The sequence below is a fragment of the Syntrophotaleaceae bacterium genome (assembly GCA_041390365.1).
Lineage (GTDB): Bacteria > Desulfobacterota > Desulfuromonadia > Desulfuromonadales > Syntrophotaleaceae > JAWKQB01.
Genome location: JAWKQB010000001.1, coordinates 1,062,726 through 1,088,956, shown reverse-complemented (window position 1 = coordinate 1,088,956; position 26,231 = coordinate 1,062,726). Strand labels below are relative to the sequence as shown.

The window sequence follows — 26,231 nt, the reverse complement described above, 5'->3', positions numbered from 1 at the left end:
CCTTTGAGGCACACTTTTTCCAGGCCTTCCGGTTTTTGCTTTGGTGGCTCCTGCTCGGGTCCTAACCAGTTTTGAACAAAACCCGAAAAAAGCCCTAACACGGAAAGGTTAGGGCTTTACGAATTCTAAATCGGGGAATGTAACGGCCGGGAGGAAACCCGCCGAACATAGCGTATTTTTGATTGACTGGAAAATTGGTTTCTGCTAAAAGGTCCGAAACTTTTATTGGAGAGTGCTTATGATCAGGGTTGACGTCTTCTGCCCAGAATGCCTGCAGCCCAACTCCTATCCCTCTGTCCAGGTTTCCCTGCACGGAATCCTCCAATGCCCTTTATGCAAAAAGCCCATAAAAATAACCTCGAGAGCCATCAACGAGGTTATAAGACAACTTAAAATATCCTGCGATTAGAGTCCACCCGAAAATTGGTTGAACACCAACTGGATCCCTATTTATCCTTCAGAGAGGTAAAACGAGATACCTTCATCCAAGGTCATAGTAAAAGCTCCGGCAATTTTGCAATTATCTTCTTCAGAACATATCAAAGTCGGATACTGACGGAACCCCTGAACCTCCCACTGTCGCCGCTCTAAATAGTTGATCGCTTTTCTTGCCGCCTTCACACAGTCTTTGGCTTTAAGAAGAACATGCGCCAGGGATTTTTTCTCTTTTTGGCATCCGGAATTCCTGTAACGGGGAGTGACGTCAAGACTGAGATAATACATTTATTCACCTCACTGATAGGCTGTAAGTCCATCATTCTGCTGCCCTGAAATAGCAACGGCATCAGTAGAGTAGCAGAAAATTTTCAATTTTCTATAAGCAAAGTAAATTTTAAGTATCAACAGGATTTCAGTTGTTCGTGTCGACCCCTGGCTTTCAAAACGCAGATTTTTTTTAGGACTTTAAATCAGATCGCTTTTCATGCGTGTGAGCATTACGACCAAAGATTGGGCAAAAATGCGTCGGATTTCCTCTAAATGATAGATATCGGGGATACCATTTCGAATGTACAAATGCTCATTCGTTTCCTGAAGCAGAAGGGGAGCCTTTCTCCCACGCGGGCCTTGGCCGTCCCATCCGTGTGCCGCCATCACGTGACCGTAAGTTGAAGTGTAGGTGGTGTTCCGGGCTATCCTGATCCCTGTTCCATGGAACCTCTTTTCCAGCTCGTCACAATAAGTTTCCAAAAACCCTTCGGGGGCAGTACGGATTCCGCCAGGAGGGTCAAAAGCGCTGGCCTGGAAATCGCTTACGATGATATCGGCATCGACTGGATCGCCTGACGCATCGGTATGGCCAGTCACGGTCGAATGGCCGTCGAAAACGAAAATTTTCTTCTGTGCCGCAAGACTTTGATGGTATCCGAAGTGATATTTTGAAAGAAGGAACCTGCGATGGCTTTCCGACGGCTCACGGCCGGACCGATAGATGGGAAAATCGTCCAAAGCAAGCGGAACGGCCTCGTCCAACATGTCCGGGTGACGATTGACATTTATATAAACTTGACTGAGAGGAAATTTGATCTGTTGGTTGTTTAACAAATCCTGAAAATCATAGAGTGAATCCGTATGCCAGTCCACATTGTTGACTGCCAGGGTCTGTTGATGTTCCGAAAGATCCTCAATCGAAATCTCACTCGGGCACAAAAGACCCGAGTGAGGAATGGATACCATGACATGCTGCTCGAGTCCGGTCATTTTTCCGATAGCCGTTCTTCCTTGGAAAGATCCTTGACGTAGATGACCTTGTCGTCACCCGGTGCATAGAAATTTTTCAAGCGGGCTTCTTCCTGATAATCGTTTCCAAGGTAGAATTGGCGCGTCGGTTCATAAAGTTCACGGGAAGAGGTTTCTATGTAGAGCCTGGTTCCTCCCATTTTTCTTACCGTCTCCTCACTGAGGCGAAGCAGCTTTCTGCCCAAACCCTTCCCGCGAACGTTTCCACGCACCACTATCCAGAAGAGGTCGAAACTTGACCGGGTGCAGGCGATCGGTCCGAAACAGGTATAGCCGACCACGCAGCCATCCAGTTCCGCTATCCAGAAGTTGTAACCGCTCCTCTCGCCTTTTGCCAGCCGTTCCTCGACCAGTTCAACAGCGATATCCACTTCCTCCTGGTAGAAAAAACCGGTCGACTCCGTCACTTTTCTTATTTCCAGGCAATCGGATACCTTCAAGTTTTGCCGGAAAGAGGGTTCGTCCTTGGAAAAATCCTGGGATTGCACTGTTTGCATATTGCCCTCGAGGAATATCGGAAAATTTAACGTCTTACGGCGGCCAGAATTAACGAAACCGTATCTTCGATGGCCATTCCATCCTGCAGGCAGGCAGCCATGAACCCGGAATCGGGAGAGAGACAGGGATTGCAATTGAGCTCAAGAATGTAAAGAGAACCGTCGAGTCCTACCCGGAAATCGACGCGACCATATCCCCGGAATCCAAAAATTTTCCACGCCGCCAAAGCCTGTTTCGACAAGGATTTTAACAGGGGCTCGTCCTCCTGAGGAAAACTGAAGGTCCTTGGTGTATTTAAATACTCGAAGGATTCCTCCTCCCATTTCGCCCTGTAACCCACCATTTTGGGTTTTCCTTCCGGAAAATCGAGAAACCGAATTTCAGCCAGGGGGAGAACGCGGGGCCCTGTGGGCTCTTCAACGATCGAAACATTGAATTCGCGGCCCTCTATGTAAGCTTCGGCAAACCACTTGCCCCCAAAGCTGGTTTCTTTTTCCCGGATTTTCTCTCGCGCAGAGTCTAAACCAAAGACCACCGAGTTATCATCGATTCCAATGGATGCGTCTTCCCAGAGCGACTTCACGATAAAAAACGAATCGCCGGCCTCAGCCGGCCCTTCTTCGGGAGTCCACCAGTTGGGGGTCGGAAGCCCGGCATTGAACAGCAGCCGTTTCGCCAGGATTTTGTCAGTAGAGAGGAAAATTGCCCCAAGGGGACATCCCGTGTAAGGAATTCTCATATGATCCAGTACCGCTGGGGCCAGGTGTATCAGCTGTCCGTTTCCCCCGACCGACTCGACCAGATTGAAGACAACATCAGGAGAAAAGGTGCTGAGGCTGTTCATGACCTGAGGCAGGCGGAAGGAAAACTCCACTGGAAGGACCTGGTGACCAAGGCGTTGCAGAGAACCGCCTACGGTCTCGATCTGAGCCAGAATATCCTGCTGGTCCGGGGAACTCTCGGATGCAATACCATCATGAAGAACGGCGACCTTCATCTGATCATACCCTGAGTGCCCGGACCGCCTGCCAGGGGGCGTTCAGTCCGGCCCGAAGGCAGGCCTCCTCCATGATCCGGCGGATCAAGGTGGCATAGGGGATTTCCTGAGCCGTACAGATAATGGGCAAGTCCGAATGCTCCGGGTTGAGACCGGCAAGCGGGTTGACTTCCAGAAAATTCGGTATGCCGTCGGCATCGGCTCTGAAATCTATCCGGCCGGCGTCTCTGCAACCAAGCTTTTTCCAGATCTCGACGGCAAGAGTGCTCGCGGACCTGGCCAGCTCATCGTTCACTGGACGGTATTCAACCAGCAGTTCGCATCGTTCCTTGTTGACATAGGAGTAGACTTCGTTTTCCGCATTATCCCGCAAAATGATCTCTACCACTCCGATCGCCTCGGTGCGATCCCCGCTACCTATGATACCGACGGTGACCTCCCGTCCGGGCAAAAAGGTTTCCACCAGCACCGGCTGCTTGAATAGCTGCAGGAGCCGCTCCCCCACAGTCTGCAAGCTTTCGGAATCCACCACCTTTGATGCGGCGGTGATCCCCTTCCCTGTCCCCTCGGCAACAGGTTTCAAAAAAAGAGGAAAAGGCAGATCGACCATTTTCAGATCTGCCGAAGATTGAGCCACAGCGAAATCAGCTGTGGGGAAACCCAATTGCCGGACGACCCGCTTGGTCATCTCCTTGTGCAGAGTCAAGGAATTTACCAGGGGATCCGAAAAGGTATAAGGAATGCCATAGGCCTCCAGCAATGCCGGAACAGCCGCTTCGCGGCCGAAGCCATTCAACCCCTCGGCTATATTGAAGACCAGATCCCAGCGTTCACCCATCGCCAAACGCCTGGTCAGGCTCCTTATGTTGCCGAGACGAACGGTCTCGCAGCCAAGATTCCTGAGCACGTCTTCGATGGCATCGATCGTGTCTATCCGATCGAACTCTGCCGTTTCCTCTTCGCTGTAGCCCTCAGCCAGATAATCTTCGCGAAGATCGTAAGTGATACCAACCAGCATTTGTGTCCTCTTATTAGATTGTTGGAGTATGTCGAAACGGCTTTTCATTCCCCCGGACAGGGTGAAAGTCGATGAACTATAGCTCAACTGCTGAACGGTGGCAATATGCATTTGGAGGGGGACGATGGGATTTGAAAAAGGTTGTTTCCTCGATGTTTTTTGCGAAATCGGCGCACTTGATGCGAAGCCGGATCGCTGAATCAGGTCTGAAACAGAAGGGATTCAGGGTGAACGAATTCTGCAAGAAGAACAGGAAAATTATCAGCCGCGCTTCTATAATTAAAGCAGTATTGGGGAATCGAATTCAACCTGGCAGGCCTCGGCATCCAACCGGACCATCCCGCCGACCGGAAGAACGGCGCCGGTGTCTCCGTGGCTGAAATTATAGCCGTAAACACAGGGGGGCCCTTCCGAAAAGAATTCGAAGATGACCTCCTCGATGGAAGGGTCACCCGGATCTACATGGTCGGGAGCCTTGGCGAATTCCCCAAGGACCACTCCGCTGATTTGATCCAGTATGCCTCCCAGACGAAGATGGTTGAGTGTGCGGGCCATTTCGTACCCGCCCTCGTGAATATCTTCGAGAAAAAGAATGGCGCCGGAGGGATCCGGGAAAAAAGGGGTGCCCATCAGGCACGCCAGAGTGGTGAGATTACCGCCTATCGCCGGGCCTTCTGCACATCCGGGAAAAACACAACGCGGTAGCATCTTGTTCCTCAAAAAAGGCCTTTCCTTCCATGGTTTGCCACACATCAACAGGTCGAGGGCATCTCTCAGGGCCAATCCGTCGGCACGCGCATTTCCTTCCGTGTCCTGCCGAATCGAGGCGGAGGGCCCGTTGAAGCTGATCAAACCGGCCTTGGTCAACAGTCCGGCGTTGAGGGCGGTCACGTCACTGAACCCCATCAATATTTTGGGTTCTCTTCGAATCCTGTCGTAGGGCAGGTGGGGCAACAATTGAGAACTGCCGAATCCTCCGGTACCGACAATGATTGCCGAAATGGAGGGGTCGGCGAAGGCTTCGATGCATTCCTGTATGCGATCCTTCAACGGTGCTGCGTAAAGTCCTCTCGATCGAACGAACCTCAAGTTTCTTCCCAGAACCGGTTCCAGGGCCTTCTCTCGCATTATTTCCAGACCTGCTCGAATCTGAACGGTATCGACCGGGGAAGAAGGGGCGATGACGGCAATACGATCCCCCGGTCTCAACCCGGGAGGCTTGATAAATCCCTGGCTCTTCATTGAAGACCTCATGATAACCTCTTTTTCTCCAGATTGTGCCGTTGTGGCAGTCACGCATGCTTTGTCGGGCAGGTTGAAACGCCTCCCAGAGGTGAACTCCATCCAGAATCGGTTGCCGATTTCCATGGCAACCCCGTATAGCGTTTCGAAGAAGCCGGGATGACCCAAGGACCTTTTGGTTCGATCGATTGCCAGCAGAACCAGGCCCACATGGTTACACCCAGGAATAACAAGATTATGCGCACGATATTGCTCTAGAAGATCATCAAGGCATTTCCTGCCTGGGAGTCTGCCTTCAATGCAGGAAAGTGCGAAATCAGCGGTTTTTACCATTAAATCGAGCTCCGGATCGGTTTCTGCATCTCTATCGAGACTTGACAGATCGTCCAGCATGCTTTTTGCTCCAACCGTGTCGCCCTTTCCCAGTGCAACACAAAAGCAGGAAAAATATCCATAACCCAGATAATTCTGATGCCCCTCCCCGGCCAACCGAAAACCATCGCTGATATGGACCGATTTTGCGGCACTGGCCCCCGCCTCATCCCAGTTTCCGAGCATCATCATGATGCAGCTGCGGATATAGTAAGAGCAGGCCCATTCCGGATCATTGGGAAACAGAAGTTCCTGCGACAGCTCTTTGTCCGAGTACTGAAGGGCAGAAGAGGTGTCCCCCGCGACCTGAAAGAAAAAGCTGGCCAGGTTGTTCCAACCGACAGAGATTCTATACAGCCTTCCGGCCTTTTGATCCATCTCGAGCGCTTTGCGGAAAAAAGTTTCCGCCTCGGCAGCCCTTCGCGGAATTCCTTGAAGCGCCCTCCCGATCCAGGTATAAACCGGAGCCAGATCGTCGATGTAAGGCCGCATCCCAAGAACTTGTCCCTTCTCGCCTAAAGACTCCATTTCGAGGATCCGCTGGTAGAAGGCGAGCGCTTCCTCATATTGATTTTTGTATTCGTAGTAGCCGCCGAGACTCCATAAAGCAAAGGCCCTCAGATCCGGGTTTCCGATCTCATCGGCCAGAGCCAGACATTTTTCCGAAGCCTCGAAATAAGCTGTTTGATCGTAGGAATCATAGACCAGTATTTCCCCTTGAAGAGCTTCCGCCTGGATGGAGGCATCGGGACTATCGATCAGTTCATGGAACACGGCCAGAGCTTCTCGGTTCTTCCCCATCTTGAAGAGGTCGTTTGCATTGACAAGCTCGATCTTCTGAATGATGAATTTGCAATCCCTGCTCTTGCTCCCTTTGGTTTTTCGTATGACTCTCAGAATTTCCGTACTCATCTGCCAGCGACCGGAATGGGAGCATAACCTTGTCAATTTCAGCGCGCATTCCAGTGCTGCAGGACTTGCCGTATCGCCCAAAATTTCAACCACACGAACAACGAAAGGGAAATCAGTGAAGGAAATTTCTTCAAGAGCCCGAAGGGTCGCCCGGCTGACGTCGTCATCGAATAGATTCTCGGCAACCAGGGAAAAGGGAAGAGTATCAAGTGACTCGCCAGCCTTTAGCAACCAAAGCGTCAGGACTCCGACCAAAGGTCCGAACACAGGTTTTTTCCCAATCTCCGCCAAAAGGGCATGCAATCCTTTCTTCTCAAAAATATCAAGCGCCAAAACCTCAAGGAGGCGATCGAAATTAACCCTGACTGAGATTGGTGAGAAGGGCGAATCATTATCTTCTACAATCCGAACAAGTATTGCCTGGTCAAGCAATCGGTTAAAAGGTGAATTCAAGTCATTATCACGTATGAATTTCCCGAAATAATTATCGTCGTACAGTAAGTCTTCGTCAATTTGGGTTATCTTTTTATCAAATAAAAGCTGTACAAGACGCTGCAACAGCCTTATCGATTCTTTATCGAATTTATTTGTAATAGGATTGACGAGCTTTACCTTAATATATTCATTAAAAATTTTGTGAGCAGTTATATTTTGAGGAATATGCTGACCTGAATAGGATTCGCAAACCATTCGCAGCAATAGTGGATTCATCAAAATTTGTTTTGAATTTTTACTGATCTTACCTGAGCAAATGTTATATTCTGAAAAATATAACTCCAGAAATGTATTGAGTTCCTCCTCGTTGACTCTTGGTAGAAGAAAATAAGGGCGGGAGATTCTTTTGCCACATTCTTCTGTTTCAAAATGCGAAAGGTGTTTGCGAATGCTCTCCAAAACCCTTGCAACGTGCGGAGACCGTGTCAGGTAATCGAAGGCGACATCCCTCACCGTCATTGCAATCCGCAGCCCCCTGTCCGCGTAGCGGGCCAGCAATAAAAAAGCGCTTTGCAGCAACTCGCCCGGAGAACAGCCTTCCTCAATGGCATCTATGAGAACGTATAAAATCAGGCCTTCTCCCTGCAGGGCAGCCAGGACCGTTTCAAGCGCTTCAGGTCGCCTGCAGGCATGGCGTATTTCCGTTTCCAGATCCTGGATAGCCGGACCGCCCAACTCCCTGGCCTGCAGCAGAAGCGTCGGATGGGGACGGTCCAGCATGCGTTGTGCGGCAAAATAGAGTGACATGGATTTGCCGCTGCCCGCCTCTCCGCTTAAGATCAAACCGGGCTTGGCACCCTCCACCTCATGGTCCCTGCTTTCGAGCCAGTAATGGAAAGCCGATTCAACAGCTTCCCGGGCCACGTAGACTTTGGGGTTGAAACGGCCTTTTTGGGTGAGATCGTCCAGAATTTTTCGGGTATGAGCCTGTGATTCTTCAAGAATGTTTTCGCATGTCAGCTCTGAACAAAGCTCCCGCAGCTGCAGAGCTTTTTGGGTCAACTTCTCTCGCAAGGCTCCGACAATGCGGTCCGACTTCTCCTCATGGCAAGTCGCGTGGCTCAGATATTGAACCCGCTTCTGGGAGGCCCCGTTAAAAAGAAAAAGATTTGAACTGGATCCGTCTCCGGCCTCCCACAGATTGAGGTAAAAAGGGAAAGCGGGAAGAACGGCCTGTCCGTTCCAGAAGAAGGCTTCGAGGTTTCTGCCAAAGTCCGAGGAAGGTTGCGCGGACGGATTGCAGCCCTCAAGCCGCAAAAGCAATCCCTCGGGGGATCTGGCGAATAAGGGGTATTTACAGAGCCATTCGAGTTCATCGAGCCAGGCTGCCAGCTGGGGCCGATATGTTTCCACCAGTCTTGCTGATTCCTCCGAAGAAGGCAAACCGACCCCATGGCTTATCCTCTTGTTTTTCAGATTGGTGAGGTTGCTCAGAAGCAGACCCACTTTCAATCCCGGATGCTTGCGATTATCGAAGATATCAACAAGTTCTTCAATCATCCTGGGCCTATCGTCTTTGAAATGGTCGCAGGTCGCCCGCAGAAATTTTTCCCAATGACCATACTGGGGGCGCTGTAACTGCAAAATGATTTCATTCAAAGACGGTTTGGAGCAACTTTGTTCGCAATATTCTGAAAGGGAGAGCAGTGCCAGGTGCCTGAGGATGTTTTGATAGACTCCCTGAACCAGAAGCATCAGCGCTTTTGAAGGGTCCGGTTCCAGCAGGAAGCGTTCATAAGAGCGGGCAATGATCGTCGGGTAGTGTGTCTGGATTGAATTTTCCAGGGCAGCTATATCGATGTTTGCAATGTTCCGGTTCTGTCCCATTAAATGCTCCAGGCTTTCCTATAATGCCTTGAACGAAAAATCTTTACTTCCCGAGTTCCTCAAGGAATATCGCCACAAACAGACAGAGAAAAGAAAACAGAACTGATGCCACCGGGAAAGCGTAAATAACAACATCCCCGTAGGAGAAAAGCTCCACCATCCTCGGTATGCCTGCAATGTCCGCAGTCAGTATGGCCTGAATGGCTTCCCTGTGAGTCTCGACATCGAAGAGCAGAGGGAAATTCTGCAGAAAAATGGGAATCAGATAGGCCAATATCAGCGACTGTCCCCACAAGGTCGCAAAGCCCCGCCAGATGTTCCCCTTGTTTTCAGAATGGCAGCATTTGGCCAGGGCAAAGAGAGAAAGCCCGCCGAAGATGGCTATAAGGAATAGAAAGCGTTCGATGGATCTGACCTGAACATAGAGGAAAGCCCCCAATTCCGCAGACATGATAAAGGGACTCAGACACAATGCCATGGGCACCAGGAACCTGGGCATGATTTGTCCGAACAGCAGTTCTCTTTCGAGCTTCTCATCCAATAAACGGTCTTTTGTCCCCCAGCCGGGTTTGAGAAATCGGACCGTCAACATCATGAGATAAAAACTCAGCCCTGCCGTAAACCAGACAAATCCGCCCTTTTCCGCCGTGGCTGTGGCCGCAATAAACCCCATGGCAAAAAGCAACCAGAAATAAAACATGAAGGATGCAGAACCCGCGGGAGAAAAAGGGAAGGTTGCCGGCAGGAACAATTTTCGGAATATCGATGAACGCGTCAGACTTCTGCCGAACGAAACGTCGATGAGGTCGGACGAGCCTTTCAAGCTCATTTTTTTCTGCAGATTTCTGATCAGCTTGCCGAGGCTCGCTTTTTTGAAGGAATAGGGCAAGTCCAGCAGCAATTCCTGTCCGCTCAAGTGCATGGCGCGCAGACAGGTGGAGGAGGTATAATTTTTATCGGCCGGAGAGGCGCTTTTCCTTTGCCTTTTCAGGGATCGTCGGCCTTGGAGGAGAGACTCCAAAATAGGATTTTTAATGGCATGGCCCGAACTGCCTGACGGGTACAGGACCTGCAGTTTCTCTTGCAGATCGGTATTCGGTCGGTCGTAGGCTTCTTCCAGGGAGATGGACAACAGCAGTTCCTGGGCCTTCGACTCGATCTGCCCCTCGTCACCATTTTCCAGGAGCTCTAAAATTTCATCCTCCAACCTTCGAAGCGACTGCAAAAAATTCAAACAGTCTGTGATACCCGGAGCGATCAGGCTTAAGGAAAAAGGTGTCGTGCCGCTCGCCCCTTGTTCCGCAAACCCGCTGAGAGCACTTCTGGCTCTTTCGAAGACGGTGGAAACGGCCCGCTCATGTTTGATGGCTTCCCGGACTGAATGCAGGACCAGGCGGACCTCGTTCAGTCGTTTCGTCAAGTCCACCGACCCGTGTGACCAACCAGATTTCAAGGCTCCTGAGTTCAACAGAGGCCGTATACCTCTTCGACACTCCCGGCAATGAGGTTCGTGCCGATCCATTGTTTCGCCAAGTCTGAGTACCTGCTCGTAAAAGGCGATCAGTACCTCCAGAAACTCCTTGGCCGAAGCGTCCAGGTGCGCTTCCTGCCGCAGTGCATTCAACCTCTCCGGATCACCCATGCCCGCGGTCAGGGCCAGGTCGTAGATCCCCAGAAGAAAGGAAATTTTTTGCCTGGCGCTTCGGATACTCTGAAGCATCGGGTTGTCGACCCCGACCATCGCCATCAATTCGGACTCCCGCATTTTGAAAAGGCCGGGCAAACCTTGATGCCACAGGCACCGATCCTGATCGGCTCGATCGGCCTTGAGCTGACGCAGGAGCTCGACGTATTCACAAATTCGAACGAAAGAAGGTTCGCTGGGGGGAGTTTGTTTCAGTGAAGGAGCGAGGTTGGTCAGGGCCTGATACAGTTCCCTGCGCGGATCGGTGAGATATTCCATCGGAAGGCAGGAAGGTTCTGCGGTGAGGTCGCCCGCAAGCTGCAGCAACCGATAGCTGGAGCAGGTCAGAAAGATTTCACCGGCCACACCCCGCTCTTCAGGTGAAAGTAGTTCGTTGGAAAAGGTTGCGGCGCCGGCTTGTTCGAGCCAGGTCGAAACAAACTCATCCTGCCCGATCATCAGGGAAAAGCCGACCAGTCCCTCCGTGAGGCGTCCGCGCAATGTCGGCACAGTCGCAACATCGTCGATCAATGCCGCGACCACAGGGGACAAGCCCTTCAACTCATATTCCCAGCGGGTTTTCAATTCCTCATTCAAATCTTTATCGGCACTTTTAACAACCTCGGCGGAATAGGATTGTCCCATGCGCCTGAGAATATCGAGCAGGGCATCCACTCGATAGCGCGACCAGCGGGCATTGTCAAAGGCAAGGTCCTTTTCCAAACCCGCCCTGCCCTCCCGCCCAAGCAAAACGGTTCCGCAATTGGGCGAATCCACAATCGTGTAGGTATGGCCACGGCCGTCATACCAGGGATCAAACCCGGCATACCCGGGACGAGGGGGCCCCAGACGCAAGGGGTAACGGGAATCGTCGACCTCCATTCGCCGTTCCGTTTCCAATTGTTCCAGTGCCCAGCCGTATCCAAAAAGACTGTAGGATTCCTCGCTCTCCAGGGAAAAGGTCAGCTTGCCTCGTCCGCTGCAACCGTTCGGGTCATGCAACACCCAGATCGGACCGCCTTTTTCCCGGAACCGGGCCTTATACAGGTTGAACACGGCTCCCAGATTCTCGGTCCATTCAATCCAGAAAACCCTTCGCGGGACGATTCTGCCCTTCCCCTTCTCGTCCAATTCAAAAACCGGGAACGAGGTGGACAGCAGTTCCCCGGCCTGCTTTTCCATGGATTCCACCCGGGCCATAAAAGCGTTGATCTGCTCGCCAAGCCCGGTAACAGCAAAAAATTCGTCTCCCGATTGCCCCGAATCGATGAACTCCCCAAAACGGGCAAAAAACACCTCCCGCAAGGTCTCCGCCTGCCCGTGTACCGATACGACGCCTTTCTCCTGCACATCGGCAAGCAGCACTTCGAGTGCAAAATACCAATTGGGCTGTTCGAAAACCTCACCGGAGAAATTCCCGCTGTCCGCCTGGTCGGCAAGGTCGACAATTCCCTGCAGCCGGTCATTTTCAGGAAGGGATTTCCCCAGAAGGTAGGAATGGAGGAAAAATGCGGATACCAGGGCATCGAAATCCGGATTCTGGTGCAAAAAAATGCGCACGGGGCGGTCGCCACCACGATACTTCTCGATGCGCGCCCGGGTTAACAGACTCCCAGGCCAAAGTTCCTTCTGTTCAGAGCCGGACAGGAGTTCATAAATCATTCGGGTGGCTGATTTGCATACCGGATGATTTCGTACATGATGGTGATCGATCACCCCCGGCAAAAACGCATTACCCACGTCGAGGTAAAAGGTGCCTTCAGCCACATAACGCGCCACAAACCCATATTCCACATAATCAAATGCAACCGAAGCCGCCATCTCAGCCGTTCCCCTCCCATCAAAACAAGCACCACAAACTGCAAGCCTCAGAACTTTTCATGGCTGAATGTTAAACTTAAAGCCCATTGTCCACAACAATTTCCTTGACCTTGAAATATAATCTTCAGTGCGGGAATCCCTATGATGATCCGCATGATTGGATTCCTGCGGCAGCTGCAAAAAACCAACCACCTTATCAGACTGAAGAGCAGAAAATTGAGCAACTCCGCCTGATAGCCTTTGGCTCGACCACCTTTTAATTCATCCCCCGGCCCGCTTGACCGTCCAACCCTGCTTCTTGAGCTCCTCCACCAGCAGATCGCAGTGGTCCCCCTGGATCTCGATGATCCCGTCCTTGACCGTGCCGCCGGAGCCGCACCGCTGCTTGAGACGGGTGGCCAGGGCCTTGAGGCCCGCTTCGTCGAGAGGAACGCCGGTGATCAGGGTTACGCCCTTTCCCTTGCGCCCCTTGGTTTGACGGGACACCCGCACCACCCCGTCCGCGGGCGGCTGCTGCTGATTCTTGACGCAGGCGCACTCCTTGACCGGCCGGCTGCAGCCAGGACACATCCTCCCGTGCTCGCTGGAATAAACCAGCCCTCCGGTGTTCTTTTTCAGTGCCATCGGTCTTCCCTCCCCCATATGTGATCCCCGATCCTATCTCGCCTGCCTTATCCCCGGCTTCCGAATCAGCAGCGGGCAGACGAGGGTCTGCTCGCCGCAATTTACCCAGACCTCGCCATCCTGAATCGTGCACTGCAGCTGCATGTTGCGCTGTGCAAAAGCCGCCAGCACCCTGCTCTGCTCTTCGGGAACCTCGACCACCCGCAGGTTGGCGAAGCGCTGCAGCTTGTCAACGTTCCGCTGCCACCACTGCTCGGCGGCACGACCGCCGTAAGCGTAGAGACAGACCCGGGCGGCACGACTGCAGGCCTTGCGCATCCGCCGCTCGTCGGGCAGGCCGACATCGATCCAGAGTTCGATCTCACCGGACAAACTCTTCTGCCAGAGATCCGGCTCGTCGTCGACACACAATCCCTTGGTGAAACTCAGCTCCTCGTCGGCATGCAGGGCAAAGGCGAGCAATCGGACCATCATCCGCTCGTCGGTCTCGGAGGGATGGCGCGCAAGCGTCAGTTGATGTTCGCCATAATACGAGCGATCGAGGTCGGAAATCTGCAGGTTTGCCTTAAAGATGGTGGCAGTCAGGGCCATGGGGTATCCTTGGAGAGAGATCGGAACCGGTACTGAAATCTTTTGGGGAAAATACCATGATCACGCCCGATTTACGAGAAGAAGCCTGGATTCCGGATTCAGGGACTGTTAGTATGGTTGTCCCATGAGGGGCATGCATCCAGGAAAGGAACAAACAGGAGCGATATGAGTAAGGATCTGTATGTGAAAAACCTCTCCCTTCAGGCCACTGAAGAGGATTTGCGCAAACTTTTTTCCCTGATGGGCAAAGTGACGTATGTCCATCTGGTCAAGGATGCCAAAAGTGGACAGTTTGTCGGGGCCGGGTACGTAAAGATGTCCACCGAGGCGGAAGCCAGGAGGGCGCGCATCGACCTGGATGGAACCCGTCTGATCGACCGGGTTATCGTAGTGACGGAAGCCCGAGACCGCAATGCCCCCGAAAAGAAAGGTGCTGACCGGGCCGACCACCCTCGCAAAAGACGTTCAAGGCGATAGTTCTTCTGCCCTATGACCTGCGTTCTTCAAGCTGCCAATACCAAGGTCGCTGTAGCCCCGATACACGACCTTCGAATGCTCGATTTCGAAACCGGCCATGGTAAAAGCCTCTGCAAATTCTGACAAATCATGCCGCCCACAGCGCCTTTGCATTTGTGGTCAGATTATTTCCCGGGTGACTTTGTCGGCGGGAGGGAATTCGAGCGCCGGCCTGATGGTTTTCCTCGTAGTAACTGGAACCAAAAGCTGACCACTCATTTACATCTGATTGGAAGACTCAAGAAGTCCAATCCTCGACCCTGAGACCCGGCACACGGATGAACTCTTTGGTGTTGTTCGTCACCAGGGTCGCATCCAGAGAAGCTGCGTGGGCTGCGATCAACAGATCCATGGAGCCGATGGGGGTTCCCGCCTTCTCCAGGGCGGCCCGGATCTCGCCATAGGCCCGGGTCGCCTCTTCGTCGAAGGGAAGGATCTCCAGGGGAATGATGAACTCATCAAGTGCCTTGGCATTCTTTTCCCGGTAGTGGCTTTTGGCAACGCCGTAACGCAACTCGGCCAGGGTGATGGAGGAGATGGCGATGTCGCCGACCTGGTATTCCAGGAACCGCTTGAGCACTTCCGGCGGCTTTTGCTTGATGAGGTAGATGCAGATGTTGGTGTCGAGCATCACCATCAGAAGTTCTCCCGCTTGTCCTGCTCGGGTTGAACACGCGCGGCCATGAAATCCTTGGAAAACTTTTTCAGGCTGTCAAAGAGGACATCCCAGGATTCCGCCTTGGGAATGAGGCAGACCATGTGCCCGCTCCTTTTGATATAGACCTCTTTGTCATCAAATCGGAACTCCTTGGGCAACCGGACCGCCTGACTTTGGCCGTTCTGAAATATTTTCGCTGTCTTCATAAGCAACCTTTCCTGGCGTTAGGTATATATTTATCGTATATACCATAAGAGCAGAAATCGCAAGCCGATTTATGACGAGGAGGAAAAGTCCTCCTGCACCCTGATTGGTCCACAAAAGGCAGGGGTTTGCGGTCAAACGAAAAATTTGGTAAAGGCAAGAGCTGGAAGGGGTTTTTTTTCCGGAAAAAGGAATTGGCAATCATGCAGACCTCCGGATCGGTCAGGATAAGGCAAGTGAGGGTCAATGTCCAGTTGCCGAGGGGGATCATTTTTACATTTTCGTTAACAACCATTCAATCCGGCGGAGGTTTCTAAGCCGCAAATGGGCAAAAACCCGCGCCTGGAACCTGGTATAACGCGATGACCTTGCCTTTTGGAGGGAATTTTCCAGAGCGAACCGCACCTGTTGTGCCACGATTTGCGTCGGGTTGGGATAGACACTGCTGAGCAGTTCCACGGCATATCCGTCCGCACGGCACTCCGCCCGCGGTCAGTAACCGAAGAAAAACTGCAGATGGGGCAGCAGGCGATAGACGCATTTGCCAAGAAACGCCGGAACCTTTTCCAACAGTGGGCAAAGGGCATAGAAACCGGTAAAGCCATTTTTGCGGATATCGATTACATGGCCGATCTCATGGGCCAGGGCCGCGAATACGATTTCTTCCCCTTCCCTGCTTGAGAGCATCGCGCGAGCGGCGCTATGGATTACAATGAGGTGCCTTGAGGGGCCATCGAACCAAACATTCAGGCAAAACGGCATATTTGGATTTTGGTAATCCACAAGCCTGAAGTCGATGCCGTCCTCGCTTCAAAGCGTCCCTTGCCCAGTTTGACCAGGAGAATTTTCCCCGAATTGATAATGTCGTCGAAATCGAGGGACGACAAGGGGCTCTTCCAGTTATCAACTAAAAAGCCGCCCGAGCCTTACAGCTCGGAGCGGCTTTTTACTATTTTTCGACTGATCTCCGACCGGTACCCTGTTTTCCCAAAATACCTGATCAGGTTAAAAGGCAAGATATTTCAATCTCCTACCGTCGCTCCATTTCCTCTCCAAGAGGCCGCACAAAAGCATATGAAGCAGGCTTGACGACCAGGGCGTCGGCTGTTTTTCCCATCCGCTCTTTGCTCCAGACGGTAAAAGGAAGGGTGGCCACGAAGAAACCGCAGCCTATGGCGGTAGCAGCTATGCTCAGGGGCCTCACAACGACAAAGTCTACGATAATCGCTTCTGCTGAAGCGTCCGAATAGTCATCGTCGAAGGCGAGGGCCGGGGAGGAAAACAGAAGTACGGCGATGAAAAATACGGTGGCTGCTCTTTTCATACTGGCTCTCCTTGTGAACAGTAATTGCAGGAGTTTAGCTTAACCAAAGGGAATATGGTAACCGATTATAAATGTACCCTATAAATGGGTTGGAGCAAGTTCTAATGATTACGCCGGAAGTCGCTGGGATGGCGGGTTCACTTCCTGGCGACAGAAGAGCAGGCTTGGCTACTTTCCAAAGTGTGAAAAGTTACCATACCAATTTACTTAGAATTTGCGACCAGGGATCCTGGAAGTGGGCCGCGGCGAATCGGTCGAGGTTACTGAAAGGCGCTTTTCCTTCGTTCTTTTCAACCCTCCGGTAAAACTTTTCGACCAGACGGTGCATTCTTCTCAGCTCTTTGAGGCAAGCCTCCTCCTGGGCGGCGGTTTCCGGCGGTTGCAGCAGGCAGAACTCCAGCATTTTGACATAGCCAATCAATGTGCGCTTTTGGCGTGGTACAGGGTACTGTTGCTCTCAGTAATGGCTCCATTTCTGATTCGATAACAATGCAGGGCTTGATGTAAATGGCGGGCCCGCTGGGCCTGAAGCATTGCTTTGAAGGAAAAAACGTTGTCTTCAAAATAGATCTTTTCGGTAAATCACAATTTTGTTCTTTAAAGAAATTTTTTCGAATAAAGATACATCCACACCATGGTGCTGTAATCTTTGAAGGCGACCCGCGAGTCACGCTGGTCAACAACGTCCCAGAGCGTCAAGTATTTATCCAGAACTGTAACCCTTCGCCATGTCGGAAATCGGGTTGCATGGTCTTCAGGGCAGCAAAGATTTTGGCTACGATTTCCGTTTCGGGCAGGGAGGCCCGAAGGATGTCAAGATATCCCTTGTCCTGCAGACGCCGGAAAGAGGGAGGAAAATTCAGATCGTACACCCACCCGACCTGCAGCAACTTGAGGTCGTTGAGGTTTTGCACCTGCCTGAGATCGACGATACGGCCTGCGAGCAGGGCTGCCGCCACGGGCTCCGAGATTGCGGGCGAATCCGGCAGACCCATTTCCAGGGCCGCGTTGGGCGTGGGGTTTTCTTGCCGGTAATAATCTGTGACCACCCGCCAGATATCCAGCTTGTCGGCGTCCCGAAGCAGGCGCGTGAAAAACAGGCAGATGGCATCTGCTTCGACCGGAAGTGCAGCGCGGTTGTGCCGGGCGATCGCATGCAGCACAAGATCGCGCGTGCCCTCTTCCAGTCCGGCCAGAACCATTTTATCCCGCAGGATTTGAACCCCGAGTTGCGCATGGTCTACAGAACGGGAATCGGCAAAGGTACCGTACCGGGTGTACTGTTCAAAACGGCCGACGTCGTGAAAAAGGGCCGTGATTTCCGCTAACCGCAACTGCTCGGCGCTCAAACCCAACTGTCGTCCCAGTTCCATGATTTCCACGCAAACCCGCTCGGTATGGTCTTTCTTGAGATCGAGATTTCTTTGCAGCTCATCGTTGTTTGAAGTGAACGAAGTGACGTAGCCAGTAAACCACGCTTTCAGGTCATCGATCATTCGAGCGTCGAGCATCTTGTTGCCAGCCTCCGAGTCATCGGTTCGAGGCGAATCCGCGAAAAGTTAGGTTAGGCCCAGCGTCGGATGAACCCGGCCACTTCGCCCTTGTCCAACTCGCCCCGGGAGACACCTACCACCATGTCGGCAAACTCGTCCTCCGGAGCGTCGAAATCATAACCGTTTAAAGCAAGGAAGATAAAAGCGGAAACTGCGCCAACCCGCTTGTTGCCATCAAGAAAGGGGTGATTTTTCACCAGGTGAAACTGGTAGGCGGCGGCCATTTCATACATATCAGTTTGCAGAAACTGAGCCGCATCCCTTCCCTAAAGAGCTTACGTTATTTAACAACTTGACTCCGTCCCCTACGGGGTTCCTAAAGAGCTTACGTTATTTAACAACTTGACTCCGTCCCCTACGGGGTTCCTACGGGGTTCCCTATCGAAACGACAGGATTTGCGAATGGCTCCTCGCCATGAGAAATATCCTGACATAAAAACTCAGGTTGGCCCGAGCTTGACAGGGCTAAGCTTGCGTATAACCTGAATAAGCATCTCGGAAAAGCATACCAATCCACCAAAGGAAAAGGAGTGTGTCATGGCCGAAAAACTTTTCGATGTCATTAAAAAAGATCATCAGGAAGTCAAAGGCATTTTTGAGAAAATACTCCAGACCAAAAAGTCGGATCAACGTGAAAAACTTCTCGATCAGTTGAAGAGCGAGATCATACCCCATATGACCGCCGAGGAAAAAATCCTCTACCGGGATCTGAAGGATGAGTGCAGCGAATGCAAAGAGGACGTGCTGGAAGCCTACGAAGAGCACCATGCGGCTCGTCTTATCCTGGATGAATTAATGGATTTATCTGCGGATGATGAGACGTTCCATGCCAAGGCGAGTGTTCTTCAGGAGATGGTGTCGCATCACATCAAAGAGGAAGAGAGCACAATTTTCAAGGATATTAAAAAACACATGAAATCGGACCAGGTCGAAGAGATTCTGCAGAAATTCGAGAAAGAAAAAGAGAAAGCCAAGGGAAAGGCCCATTAACCAAAAGGTTTAATTTAAATCCGGTGTCCGAACATTTCGATGCCAAACCGCCGGCGGGGGGAGTGGGGCAAGGCAGGGCAGTCACGGGAATCTCCGGAAAGGATTGCAATTGCTTCAAAACAGCTACCATGTTTAGTCAGGGTTTTGATCATAGCGGTCTCCTCCGGCTTTCGTTAGAACAAAGTCAATATATAAACAAAGGCTTGTTTCCGTCAAGCCACACCCACCTTCCCCGCTCGCATCAAGTGGTTGGCCCGGCCCGACCCCAGAGCCAGTACCCCCCTCTATATTCCGGTAAACATAAGATCCAAAGCGGCAATAATGACATCGCGCTGCGAAGAGGCTGAGCCGACCGGATTGGCCAAAGCCGCAACAGGGATGGCAGCGAGCAGATGAGTGAGCAGGATATAATCGACACCGCCTACGGGGATGCGGGGATTGAGGGTCCTCATAGGCAGGCCAACCATTTCGGGCAAGGCCAGCGGGGCCACGACCCGAGTCGAAAGGTTCTCCAGCATCTCGTCCTGGAGGTCCAGCACAAACTCGATGCCCTCGCTTTTCAACCGGTAAACATCGAACTGGGCCATCAGAATCGCCTCAGACCGTCGCTCCACAGACCATGTTCGGCCACGAAACGATTGGCGGCCTCCATAGCATCGCGGTTCTCTTCCACCCAGGCCTGCCGGTCCTGCTCCTGCAGAATCTTTTCAAGGCTATTTTCGAGTGTCTGCGACAAATTGATCTTTCTGGTTTTGGCCTTCTGCAAAAGATCAGCCCGAATGCTCAGATTCGCAGGCTGCTTGCGTGCGGTATTTCCCATATCGGCCTCCATGCGCAATGTGTGCGCATATTATGCCCTTGAATTCAAACCGGGTCAAGGATGGGACTTGTCTCCAAATTTGCACCTAGCGGGACCCCCAGAAACTGGGCGTAGGAGAGAGTGGCGATAAGAGGGTAGCGGATGAGTCGGTAGCTGAGAGGAACAGAAGGAATTTGGAGAAGAGAGCGCCGCTCAGGCAGGTCGACGTCTGTTCCTTCCCCTCCCCTGTTTCTTCATCACAAGTAGACTCTCGTTTTGACTTGGGGAAAACTATGATTTTGACCTCGGAAATCGAGCTACAAACGGTTTGAGGGCATTTTTCAGGATTTCCTATTCTTTTTCAACTAGTTGGTTTGGTCCGATCCCCGGAACCAGGTCATGTTCTCAAGATCGTAATCACCTATTAAATTGGCGATTTATGGTCCTGATCTCTAGCCATCCAAACGTTTTCTGCTACATTTGGCCAAAATCTTAGAAGGCCCATTTCACACCCGAAAATCGACCTGTAAGCGAAAATAAGGCCATTTTTTCCGACTTTTTTATTAAAATTCAAGTAGTTACCCAGGTCCGACCCCAGAGCTACCAGCAGAGCTAGCCAGAGCTAGCCAGAGCTACCCAAGTTGAATTGATAGCGATGGCGGCGTGACGGCTGGGTGTGCCGTACTTTTAAAACGTCAGAATTTTAAAGGGGGCCCGGAGCGGCGACCAGGCGTTCCGCGTTTTTTATTTCAGAAACGCAAAAGCCCCCGAGCCGTGAGGTCCGGTAGCTTTCTAATGATATCAAAGTGGCTATTCTCGACTTCACTTCCGAATTGCAGCGCATCATGGACTAAAAAGGTGTATCCAATGCTGACCTTGCAAATGTGCTCGGGACCTCGCGCGCATACATTTCCAAAGTATTCAACGGCAACTCCAATTTTACGTTGGATACCATGGTGAAACTGGTCCATGCCTTGGACGCAAGACTTCATATTCATGTCGCTGAAAAAGAAGAGAATGTCCGGTGGCTCGGAGTGTACAGCACCAAAAGAAGACAAACATGGACACCTGGTCACGAGATCGAGGTGAAGAAGAAAAAGTCTCCCTATCTCCATGTGTATCCCGCGGAAATACTACCTCCAACAGTAGAGCTAATCGGTTTGGAAAGTGCCGACAGCGAAGGCTGGTCAACTTTTAAAAAAGATATAAAATGTACCGGCTTTTAATTCGAGGATAAAAAATGTTTCAATATAAACTTGATGATTATTTTTTCCCAGAAATATCAGTTAAGGCGAATCCAAAGTATATTCCAGGATCAAGCTCTGCCGAACCATCCGCAAGAATTAGCATGCAAAGCTCCTTTGGTGAAGACGAAGAAGATTCCATCCGGGTTGTTCTTACAGTTAAGGCCGAGAGCGATGGCGAAGGTGAAGTTCCATATAATGTTAAAATCGTAGGCGTTGGTGACTTCACTCTTCGTTTTTTAGAGAAAGATAAGGGCAATTCAGAAGAAGAGAAAAAAGCTCTCAGGAAAAAGGTAGAAGAGAGAATCCACTATAACGGCATGAGTATTCTTTATGGTGCATTAAGAGACCTCATTATGACTCTGACCTCTCGTGGCCCTTGGGAGCCGGTTTTGTTGCCAATGCACTTTTTCAATAAGAAAGCTAATCAAGCAGAAGACAAGGCGCCTGACGACCCTCCCTGACTAGATACACTTAAGGATTCGGCGAAGTAGAAACTGCCGCACCATAACAGCGAACCAAAAGGACAAGGCTGAAAAACTTTGTCCTTTTTTATTTTCCTGACCAATATGCTCCGCTATAAAGAACCTAACGAAAATGTCCAGACACCGCGCCATGCCTCTGAGTGAAAACACGCCGACCTCAACAAACACAAAATTCGGGACTATTCCCGGGCTCATGCTCTCCCGCGTTACCGCGTCACGGAAAATACTGGATAGGTAATCATCCCACGGCCGGACCGATCCGGCAACCGATGACCAACCCACCTGCAGGTTATCATGCCTATCTCCACCACCGCACCGCCAAATTTGCCGCACAGCGGCACGACTGACCGCAGGGCCGAATCATCCCTTTCATGAGACGCAGAGCAGGCAGCACGAGGACACCTCGCAAGCCTTCGGGTCCTTGGTAGGAAATTTCCCGGGGGTGAGGCGCAGTGCCCGATAATTTTCTAGCGGGATCCTGTTTTTCGGGTTGCCATTCTGAATTTCATATATTCAGGCAATGCAATGGAGTCCAGATATGGAGCGGGTTCGCGGAAAATCACAGGGTGGGCTGTTGCCAAAAATTGGCGGGATTCCGGGTTGCCATTTTTCCGGGGCATCCGGGCCGGTGGAGGGGATCGGGCGGGGCGATAGGCAGGAGAATACCCCCCCTGCCCTTTAGGCAAATCTGCTGTTGCTGAGGTGTGCTTACAATGGGCTTACGAAAAGCTAAGGGGCCAGGCCTCTCGACCTAACCCCTTGATTTTATTGGTGGGCGTTGCTGGGATTGAACCAGCGACCCCTGCCGTGTGAAGGCAGTGCTCTCCCGCTGAGCTAAACGCCCGATGTGGAGGGATTTATATCAATTGAAGATGGGTAAGTCAACCGGAATGTTTGGCATTTCTCCCCCTCATTCCTTGTACCTCTCGGCGATCTCCTCCAACCGCTCGATATCGAGCAGCTCGATGACGCGGGAGTTGACCCGCAGTAGATCGTCTTCGGTCATTTTGCGGAACGTGCGCGACAGGGTTTCGCTGACGGTTCCCAGATTGGCCGCAAGCTGGGTCTTGGAGACCGGTAACACCACCTGCCTGCCGCCGCTGGCCTGGTCGAGCAGGTAGCGAGCCAGCCGGGCGGGCACATCCTTGAAGGTCAGGGCCTCCATCTGGTCCATCAGTTCCCGCAGAATGCGGCTGATGCCGCCGATCATGTCGATCGCCAGTTGGACGTTGCTGCGGAGCAGATCCAAAAATTCCTGCTTGGGGAAAAAGAGCAGGACACAATTTTCGAGGGTTTCGGCGTTGGCAGGGAAAATGCCGAGATCGAATATGGCCGCTTCGGCAAAAGTCCGTCCGGGGTGGGCGATGCGCAAGACCCGCTCTTTTCCTTCGGGGGAGAGTTTGTAGATCTTCACCTTCCCGCTCATCGGTACGTAAAATCCGCGGGCTGCGTCCCCTTCGGAAAAGAGAATGGTTCCCTTGGGATATTCCCCCCGCCTGCAGATCCGTACCAGGGCATCCAGATCGCTTTCAGTGGCACCGGCGAAAAGCGGGCATTTTTTGATGGCGGATCGTTTATCCAAGGCACGTAATCCGTGAGGGGTGAAAGTCGTAAGGCGTAATGGCGTAAAGGGTGAAAGGCTTTTGGAAACCCGTGAATCGTAATACATAAAGGATGGAAGCTTTTAGATTTTATCCGTTACGCCTCACTCCTCACACCTCACTCCTCACGGCCTAAAATAAAAAAGGGTCAGCGATCAGCTCGCCAACCCCTGATTATCTGGTGCCGAAGGGGAGACTCGAACTCCCACGGCCCTACGGCCACTAGACCCTGAACCTAGCGTGTCTACCAATTCCACCACTTCGGCTTGAAGCGAGGAAACTTATAACAAAAGGGCGAAACGAATGCAACAAAAAAGTTCGGTTGCTGACAGCCGCAGCCTGGCCAGCCATCAGCCGCCGGCGGCCGGTTGCGCCTTCTGCTTCGACACCATCTCAGCGACCTTTTTCTCCCATTCCCAGGCGGTGCTGACAATGAACTCCAGGTCGTCGAAGCGGGGCTGCCAGCCCAGCATCTTGCGAATGCGGCTGCTGTCGGCGACGAGGGCTGGCGGATCGCCTTCGCGGCGGGGGGATTCTTCTACCGGGAAGTCGATGCCGGTGATCCGTTTGGCCACCTCGATGACGTCCCTGACCGAATAGCCGTGCCCGTAGCCGCAGTTGAAAATCTCGCTGCCGCCTCCCGCCAACAGGTGATTCAGGGCCACCAGGTGGGCATCCGCCAGATCGTCGACGTGGATATAGTCGCGGATGCAGGTGCCGTCAGGGGTCGGATAGTCGGTGCCGAAGAGCTGGAGTTTGGCAAATTCTCCCTTAGCGGTTTTCAGAGCCCGGGTGATCAGGTGGGTGGCGTTTTCGTAGGCCTGGCCGATCCGTGCCTGGGCATCGGCCCCGGCCACGTTGAAGTAGCGCAGGGCGACATAATCGAAATCGTTTGCCGACGCGGACAGATCAGCCAGCAGGCGCTCGCTCATCATCTTCGATGCCCCGTAGGGGTTGATCGGCATCAGCGGGGTCTGTTCGGTGACCGGCATCGTTTCGGGAATCCCGTACACGGCCGCCGTCGAGGAGAAGATGAACCGGGGGATGTCCACCTTGCGTACCGTATCCAGCAGTCCCAGCGCATTCATGGTGTTGTTGCGGTAATACTTCAGCGGCAGGCGAACGCTTTCATTGACCTCGATGGATGCGGCGAAATGGATGACGGCGTCCGGCCGGAAATCGGCCAGGGTCTTTTCCAGCAGCGGCAGATTCTCGAGATCTCCCATCACCAGATCGCCGTACAGCACGGCCCATCTGTTGCCGGTACTCAGGTTGTCGTAGACCAGTACCTCATGGCCGGCTTCACCCAGGGCTTTGACGACATGGGAACCGATGTAACCGGCCCCTCCGGTCACGAAGATGCGGGCGGGAGCTCTTCCCTCCGGTTTCGAGGATTGATTGGATGCCATTGTATAAAGTCCTTTCGGTTGATTTTGTTTATAACCATTACTCAATTGAGCCGGGATCGCTGGGAGGGAGTTCCTTTCGTTGTCAAAGGAGCTGCACCCTGCCTACCGCCCATAATTATCCTGAAACCGGAGGATATCGTCCTCTCCCAGGTAACTGCCCGACTGCACCTCGATCAGTTCGAGGGAAATTTTTCCCGGGTTCTCCAGCCGGTGGGCAACGCCGAGGGGAATGTAGGTGGATTGATTTTCGGAGATCATGAAGGTTTCTTCGCCCCGGGTTATCCGGGCAGTGCCCTTGACGACGATCCAGTGCTCGGCGCGATGGTGATGCATCTGCAGCGACAGACTGGCCCCGGGATTGACGGTGATCCTTTTGACCTGGTAGCGTTCGGCCTGATCGATGCACTCATAGCTCCCCCAGGGACGGGAGACCCGCCGGTGCAGGAGAGCTTCATCCCTGTCCCGGGCCTTGAGCTGTTCGACGATCGCTTTCACCTCCTGCACCCGGTTGCGGGGAGCAACCAGCACGGCATCGGCGGTTTCGACCACGATATGGTCCTCCAGGCCCACGGCGGCCACCATCCGGTCGGAACTGTACAGGTAGCAGTTTTTCGCTCCGGCAGTCAGCACGTCGCCGTGGATTACATTGCCCTCCGGGTCAGCCTGTCCCACCTCCCAAAGAGCAGACCAGGACCCGACATCGTTCCAGCCGGCATCGAGGGGGATGACCGCCGCTTCGTCGGTCTTTTCCATGACCGCGTAATCGATGGAGTTTTTCGGACATGAGGAGAAGGTTTCCAGATCCAGCCGGATGAAATCGAGATCCCGGGCAGATCGTTCCAAGGCCTGCCGACAGCAGGCCAGCATTTCGGGTTGGTAGCGTTCGAGTTCCTCGAGGTACCGGGAGGCCTTGAACAGAAACATGCCGCTGTTCCAGTAATAGTTGCCGGAAGCCAGATATTTTTTGGCGGTCGCGAGGTCGGGCTTTTCCACGAATTCGGCCACCTCACAGGCCTCCTGTTCGACAGGCACGGCAACGGCGGACGACATACCGGCATGACCGCCGGTTGCAGGATGACTGACGCCAAGGGGCCTGGCGGCGCTTCCGAGCGGCTTGCCTGCCCGGATATAGCCATAGCCCGTTTCCGGTTTGGCGGGGAGGATGCCGAAGGTGAGCAGCTTGCCCTCCTCGGCGAGGGGTACTCCGTTGCTGATGGCCGCCTGCAACGCCCCTTCATCCCGAATCACATGGTCGGCGGGCAGCACCAGGAGTACCGGATCGTCCCCTTGCGCCATGGCCTGAAGGGCGGCCACAGCCACGGCCGGCGCGGTATTCCTCCCCACCGGCTCCAGCAGGATGGCCGCTGCCGGCGTATCAATCGCGCGCAACTGCTCGGCCACCAGGAAACGGTGATGTTCGTTGCAGACGACAAGGGGAGCGCACTGCTCCGGCAGCCCCTTCAACCTCAGCAGGGTTTCCTGGAGCATGGACTGGGCCCCGATCAGGGGCAGCAGCTGTTTGGGGTAGAGTTCGCGGGACAGAGGCCACAGTCTGGTGCCGGAACCGCCGGAAAGAATAACGGGGATGAGCATCGGATTCCTCGCTGACTTGATTTTATTGAATGTGAGT

At 52.7% G+C, this 26,231-nt stretch carries 25 protein-coding genes, 2 tRNA genes and 1 pseudogene; 6 read left to right on the top strand and 22 right to left on the bottom strand.

Annotated features, from left to right (window positions below; all coding sequences use genetic code 11):
* Positions 1 to 450: 450 nt before the first annotated feature.
* From R2940_05145 to R2940_05130, 4 genes are all read right to left on the bottom strand, one after another.
* On the bottom strand, positions 451 to 723 hold the full coding sequence (locus tag R2940_05145; protein MEZ4599157.1) for a hypothetical protein: 273 nt from the start codon (positions 721 to 723) through the stop codon (positions 451 to 453).
* A gap of 180 nt (positions 724 to 903) precedes the next feature.
* Positions 904 to 1,698: an N-formylglutamate amidohydrolase gene (locus tag R2940_05140; protein ID MEZ4599156.1), complete on the bottom strand. Its 795-nt coding sequence runs from the start codon at positions 1,696 to 1,698 to the stop codon at positions 904 to 906.
* The gene (locus R2940_05135; GenBank protein MEZ4599155.1) at positions 1,695 to 2,234 is read right to left on the bottom strand and encodes a GNAT family N-acetyltransferase; all 540 of its coding nucleotides are present in this window, start codon (positions 2,232 to 2,234) and stop codon (positions 1,695 to 1,697) included. Before R2940_05135 ends, R2940_05140 begins: the two co-directional genes overlap by 4 nt.
* A gap of 26 nt (positions 2,235 to 2,260) precedes the next feature.
* A complete protein-coding gene (locus R2940_05130) occupies positions 2,261 to 2,974 on the bottom strand; it encodes a hypothetical protein (GenBank protein ID MEZ4599154.1) in 714 nt (237 codons plus the stop codon).
* On the opposite strand from R2940_05130, the gene R2940_05125 reads away from it, so the two are divergent.
* Positions 2,975 to 3,247 carry a hypothetical protein gene (locus tag R2940_05125; GenBank protein ID MEZ4599153.1) on the top strand — a complete coding sequence of 91 codons (273 nt, stop codon included), beginning with the start codon at positions 2,975 to 2,977 and terminating at the stop codon, positions 3,245 to 3,247. It begins immediately after the preceding gene.
* Here R2940_05125 and R2940_05120 read toward each other — a convergent pair.
* Both R2940_05120 and R2940_05115 read right to left on the bottom strand, forming a co-directional pair.
* The gene (locus R2940_05120) at positions 3,237 to 4,250 is read right to left on the bottom strand and encodes an ATP-grasp domain-containing protein (protein ID MEZ4599152.1); all 1,014 of its coding nucleotides are present in this window, start codon (positions 4,248 to 4,250) and stop codon (positions 3,237 to 3,239) included. The genes R2940_05125 and R2940_05120 overlap by 11 nt on opposite strands.
* 279 nt (positions 4,251 to 4,529) lie before the next feature.
* A complete protein-coding gene (locus R2940_05115) occupies positions 4,530 to 7,946 on the bottom strand; it encodes an LD-carboxypeptidase (protein MEZ4599151.1) in 3,417 nt (1,138 codons plus the stop codon).
* Between the two features lie 717 nt (positions 7,947 to 8,663).
* Here R2940_05115 and R2940_05110 point away from each other — a divergent pair.
* On the top strand, positions 8,664 to 8,849 hold the full coding sequence (locus R2940_05110; protein ID MEZ4599150.1) for a hypothetical protein: 186 nt from the start codon (positions 8,664 to 8,666) through the stop codon (positions 8,847 to 8,849).
* Between the two features lie 292 nt (positions 8,850 to 9,141).
* Here the strand turns inward: R2940_05110 and R2940_05105 are convergent, their stop codons facing one another.
* From R2940_05105 to R2940_05095, 3 genes are all read right to left on the bottom strand, one after another.
* The gene (locus tag R2940_05105) at positions 9,142 to 12,603 is read right to left on the bottom strand and encodes a hypothetical protein (protein MEZ4599149.1); all 3,462 of its coding nucleotides are present in this window, start codon (positions 12,601 to 12,603) and stop codon (positions 9,142 to 9,144) included.
* 261 nt (positions 12,604 to 12,864) lie between these two features.
* Positions 12,865 to 13,227: a translation initiation factor Sui1 gene (locus R2940_05100; protein MEZ4599148.1), complete on the bottom strand. Its 363-nt coding sequence runs from the start codon at positions 13,225 to 13,227 to the stop codon at positions 12,865 to 12,867.
* 33 nt (positions 13,228 to 13,260) lie between these two features.
* Positions 13,261 to 13,818, bottom strand: a complete 558-nt coding sequence (locus R2940_05095) for a YaeQ family protein (GenBank protein MEZ4599147.1) — start codon at positions 13,816 to 13,818, stop codon at positions 13,261 to 13,263.
* Between the two features lie 165 nt (positions 13,819 to 13,983).
* Here R2940_05095 and R2940_05090 point away from each other — a divergent pair, with 165 nt between their 5' ends.
* On the top strand, positions 13,984 to 14,295 hold the full coding sequence (locus R2940_05090) for an RNA-binding protein (protein ID MEZ4599146.1): 312 nt from the start codon (positions 13,984 to 13,986) through the stop codon (positions 14,293 to 14,295).
* Positions 14,296 to 14,572: 277 nt separating this feature from the next.
* On the opposite strand, the gene R2940_05085 is transcribed toward R2940_05090, so the two are convergent.
* From R2940_05085 to R2940_05060, 6 genes are all read right to left on the bottom strand, one after another.
* Positions 14,573 to 14,971, bottom strand: coding sequence for a type II toxin-antitoxin system VapC family toxin (locus tag R2940_05085; protein MEZ4599145.1), 399 nt, complete (start codon positions 14,969 to 14,971; stop codon positions 14,573 to 14,575).
* Positions 14,971 to 15,198: a type II toxin-antitoxin system VapB family antitoxin gene (gene vapB / locus R2940_05080; GenBank protein MEZ4599144.1), complete on the bottom strand. Its 228-nt coding sequence runs from the start codon at positions 15,196 to 15,198 to the stop codon at positions 14,971 to 14,973. The genes R2940_05085 and vapB overlap by 1 nt, the downstream gene beginning before the upstream one ends.
* Positions 15,199 to 15,688: 490 nt before the next feature.
* Complete coding sequence (locus R2940_05075; GenBank protein MEZ4599143.1) at positions 15,689 to 15,883, bottom strand: hypothetical protein; 195 nt, start codon at positions 15,881 to 15,883, stop codon at positions 15,689 to 15,691.
* A 343-nt stretch (positions 15,884 to 16,226) separates the two neighbouring features.
* Positions 16,227 to 16,520: a hypothetical protein gene (locus R2940_05070; GenBank protein ID MEZ4599142.1), complete on the bottom strand. Its 294-nt coding sequence runs from the start codon at positions 16,518 to 16,520 to the stop codon at positions 16,227 to 16,229.
* A 695-nt stretch (positions 16,521 to 17,215) separates the two neighbouring features.
* Entirely contained in the window at positions 17,216 to 18,031 is an 816-nt protein-coding gene (locus tag R2940_05065; protein ID MEZ4599141.1) for an HD domain-containing protein, read from the bottom strand.
* A 53-nt stretch (positions 18,032 to 18,084) separates the two neighbouring features.
* Positions 18,085 to 18,306, bottom strand: coding sequence for a type II toxin-antitoxin system death-on-curing family toxin (locus tag R2940_05060; protein MEZ4599140.1), 222 nt, complete (start codon positions 18,304 to 18,306; stop codon positions 18,085 to 18,087).
* 304 nt (positions 18,307 to 18,610) lie between these two features.
* Between R2940_05060 and R2940_05055 the strand changes: the two genes are divergently transcribed.
* On the top strand, positions 18,611 to 19,063 hold the full coding sequence (locus R2940_05055; protein MEZ4599139.1) for a hemerythrin domain-containing protein: 453 nt from the start codon (positions 18,611 to 18,613) through the stop codon (positions 19,061 to 19,063).
* Positions 19,064 to 19,347: 284 nt separating this feature from the next.
* Here R2940_05055 and R2940_05050 read toward each other — a convergent pair whose 3' ends face one another.
* Together R2940_05050 and R2940_05045 are read right to left on the bottom strand one after the other, a co-directional pair.
* Complete coding sequence (locus R2940_05050; protein ID MEZ4599138.1) at positions 19,348 to 19,650, bottom strand: CcdB family protein; 303 nt, start codon at positions 19,648 to 19,650, stop codon at positions 19,348 to 19,350.
* Positions 19,650 to 19,883, bottom strand: a complete 234-nt coding sequence (locus tag R2940_05045) for a type II toxin-antitoxin system CcdA family antitoxin (protein MEZ4599137.1) — start codon at positions 19,881 to 19,883, stop codon at positions 19,650 to 19,652. Before R2940_05045 ends, R2940_05050 begins: the two co-directional genes overlap by 1 nt.
* Before the next feature lie 845 nt (positions 19,884 to 20,728).
* Between R2940_05045 and R2940_05040 the strand changes: the two are divergent.
* A pseudogene (locus R2940_05040) lies at positions 20,729 to 21,088 on the top strand (helix-turn-helix domain-containing protein).
* A 14-nt stretch (positions 21,089 to 21,102) separates the two neighbouring features.
* A complete protein-coding gene (locus R2940_05035; protein ID MEZ4599136.1) occupies positions 21,103 to 21,570 on the top strand; it encodes a hypothetical protein in 468 nt (155 codons plus the stop codon).
* 790 nt (positions 21,571 to 22,360) lie between these two features.
* Here R2940_05035 and R2940_05030 read toward each other — a convergent pair.
* The 5 genes from R2940_05030 to R2940_05010 all read right to left on the bottom strand — a co-directional run bounded on the left by R2940_05030 (position 22,361) and on the right by R2940_05010 (position 26,194).
* A tRNA-Val gene (locus R2940_05030) sits at positions 22,361 to 22,435 on the bottom strand.
* A 66-nt stretch (positions 22,436 to 22,501) separates the two neighbouring features.
* Complete coding sequence (locus tag R2940_05025) at positions 22,502 to 23,173, bottom strand: Crp/Fnr family transcriptional regulator (protein ID MEZ4599135.1); 672 nt, start codon at positions 23,171 to 23,173, stop codon at positions 22,502 to 22,504.
* A 198-nt stretch (positions 23,174 to 23,371) separates the two neighbouring features.
* Positions 23,372 to 23,458: transfer RNA gene (locus R2940_05020), tRNA-Leu, on the bottom strand.
* 84 nt (positions 23,459 to 23,542) lie between these two features.
* Positions 23,543 to 24,601: a UDP-glucose 4-epimerase GalE gene (galE, locus tag R2940_05015; protein ID MEZ4599134.1), complete on the bottom strand. Its 1,059-nt coding sequence runs from the start codon at positions 24,599 to 24,601 to the stop codon at positions 23,543 to 23,545.
* 102 nt (positions 24,602 to 24,703) lie between these two features.
* A complete protein-coding gene (locus R2940_05010; GenBank protein MEZ4599133.1) occupies positions 24,704 to 26,194 on the bottom strand; it encodes a mannose-1-phosphate guanylyltransferase/mannose-6-phosphate isomerase in 1,491 nt (496 codons plus the stop codon).
* Positions 26,195 to 26,231 lie beyond the last annotated feature (37 nt).

Excerpts from the sequence above, each read along its gene's own strand:
- R2940_05145 (MEZ4599157.1), bottom strand. The coding sequence starts at position 723 with ATGTATTATCTCAGTCTTGACGTCACTCCCCGTTACAGGAATTCCGGA.
- R2940_05065 (MEZ4599141.1), bottom strand. The coding sequence starts at position 18,031 with ATGCTCGACGCTCGAATGATCGATGACCTGAAAGCGTGGTTTACTGGC.
- R2940_05060 (MEZ4599140.1), bottom strand. The coding sequence starts at position 18,306 with ATGTATGAAATGGCCGCCGCCTACCAGTTTCACCTGGTGAAAAATCAC.
- R2940_05045 (MEZ4599137.1), bottom strand. The coding sequence starts at position 19,883 with ATGGGAAATACCGCACGCAAGCAGCCTGCGAATCTGAGCATTCGGGCT.
- R2940_05075 (MEZ4599143.1), bottom strand. The coding sequence starts at position 15,883 with ATGCTCTCAAGCAGGGAAGGGGAAGAAATCGTATTCGCGGCCCTGGCC.
- R2940_05050 (MEZ4599138.1), bottom strand. The coding sequence starts at position 19,650 with ATGGCCCAGTTCGATGTTTACCGGTTGAAAAGCGAGGGCATCGAGTTT.
- R2940_05070 (MEZ4599142.1), bottom strand. The coding sequence starts at position 16,520 with ATGAAAAGAGCAGCCACCGTATTTTTCATCGCCGTACTTCTGTTTTCC.
- R2940_05090 (MEZ4599146.1), top strand. The coding sequence starts at position 13,984 with ATGAGTAAGGATCTGTATGTGAAAAACCTCTCCCTTCAGGCCACTGAA.
- R2940_05120 (MEZ4599152.1), bottom strand. The coding sequence starts at position 4,250 with ATGCTGGTTGGTATCACTTACGATCTTCGCGAAGATTATCTGGCTGAG.
- R2940_05105 (MEZ4599149.1), bottom strand. The coding sequence starts at position 12,603 with ATGGCGGCTTCGGTTGCATTTGATTATGTGGAATATGGGTTTGTGGCG.
- R2940_05100 (MEZ4599148.1), bottom strand. The coding sequence starts at position 13,227 with ATGGCACTGAAAAAGAACACCGGAGGGCTGGTTTATTCCAGCGAGCAC.
- R2940_05035 (MEZ4599136.1), top strand. The coding sequence starts at position 21,103 with ATGTTTCAATATAAACTTGATGATTATTTTTTCCCAGAAATATCAGTT.
- R2940_05055 (MEZ4599139.1), top strand. The coding sequence starts at position 18,611 with ATGGCCGAAAAACTTTTCGATGTCATTAAAAAAGATCATCAGGAAGTC.
- R2940_05010 (MEZ4599133.1), bottom strand. The coding sequence starts at position 26,194 with ATGCTCATCCCCGTTATTCTTTCCGGCGGTTCCGGCACCAGACTGTGG.
- vapB (MEZ4599144.1), bottom strand. The coding sequence starts at position 15,198 with ATGAAGACAGCGAAAATATTTCAGAACGGCCAAAGTCAGGCGGTCCGG.
- R2940_05135 (MEZ4599155.1), bottom strand. The coding sequence starts at position 2,234 with ATGCAAACAGTGCAATCCCAGGATTTTTCCAAGGACGAACCCTCTTTC.
- R2940_05125 (MEZ4599153.1), top strand. The coding sequence starts at position 2,975 with ATGATCCAGTACCGCTGGGGCCAGGTGTATCAGCTGTCCGTTTCCCCC.
- R2940_05085 (MEZ4599145.1), bottom strand. The coding sequence starts at position 14,971 with ATGGTGATGCTCGACACCAACATCTGCATCTACCTCATCAAGCAAAAG.
- R2940_05110 (MEZ4599150.1), top strand. The coding sequence starts at position 8,664 with ATGGCTTATCCTCTTGTTTTTCAGATTGGTGAGGTTGCTCAGAAGCAG.
- R2940_05140 (MEZ4599156.1), bottom strand. The coding sequence starts at position 1,698 with ATGACCGGACTCGAGCAGCATGTCATGGTATCCATTCCTCACTCGGGT.
- R2940_05130 (MEZ4599154.1), bottom strand. The coding sequence starts at position 2,974 with ATGAGAATTCCTTACACGGGATGTCCCCTTGGGGCAATTTTCCTCTCT.
- R2940_05095 (MEZ4599147.1), bottom strand. The coding sequence starts at position 13,818 with ATGGCCCTGACTGCCACCATCTTTAAGGCAAACCTGCAGATTTCCGAC.
- galE (MEZ4599134.1), bottom strand. The coding sequence starts at position 24,601 with ATGGCATCCAATCAATCCTCGAAACCGGAGGGAAGAGCTCCCGCCCGC.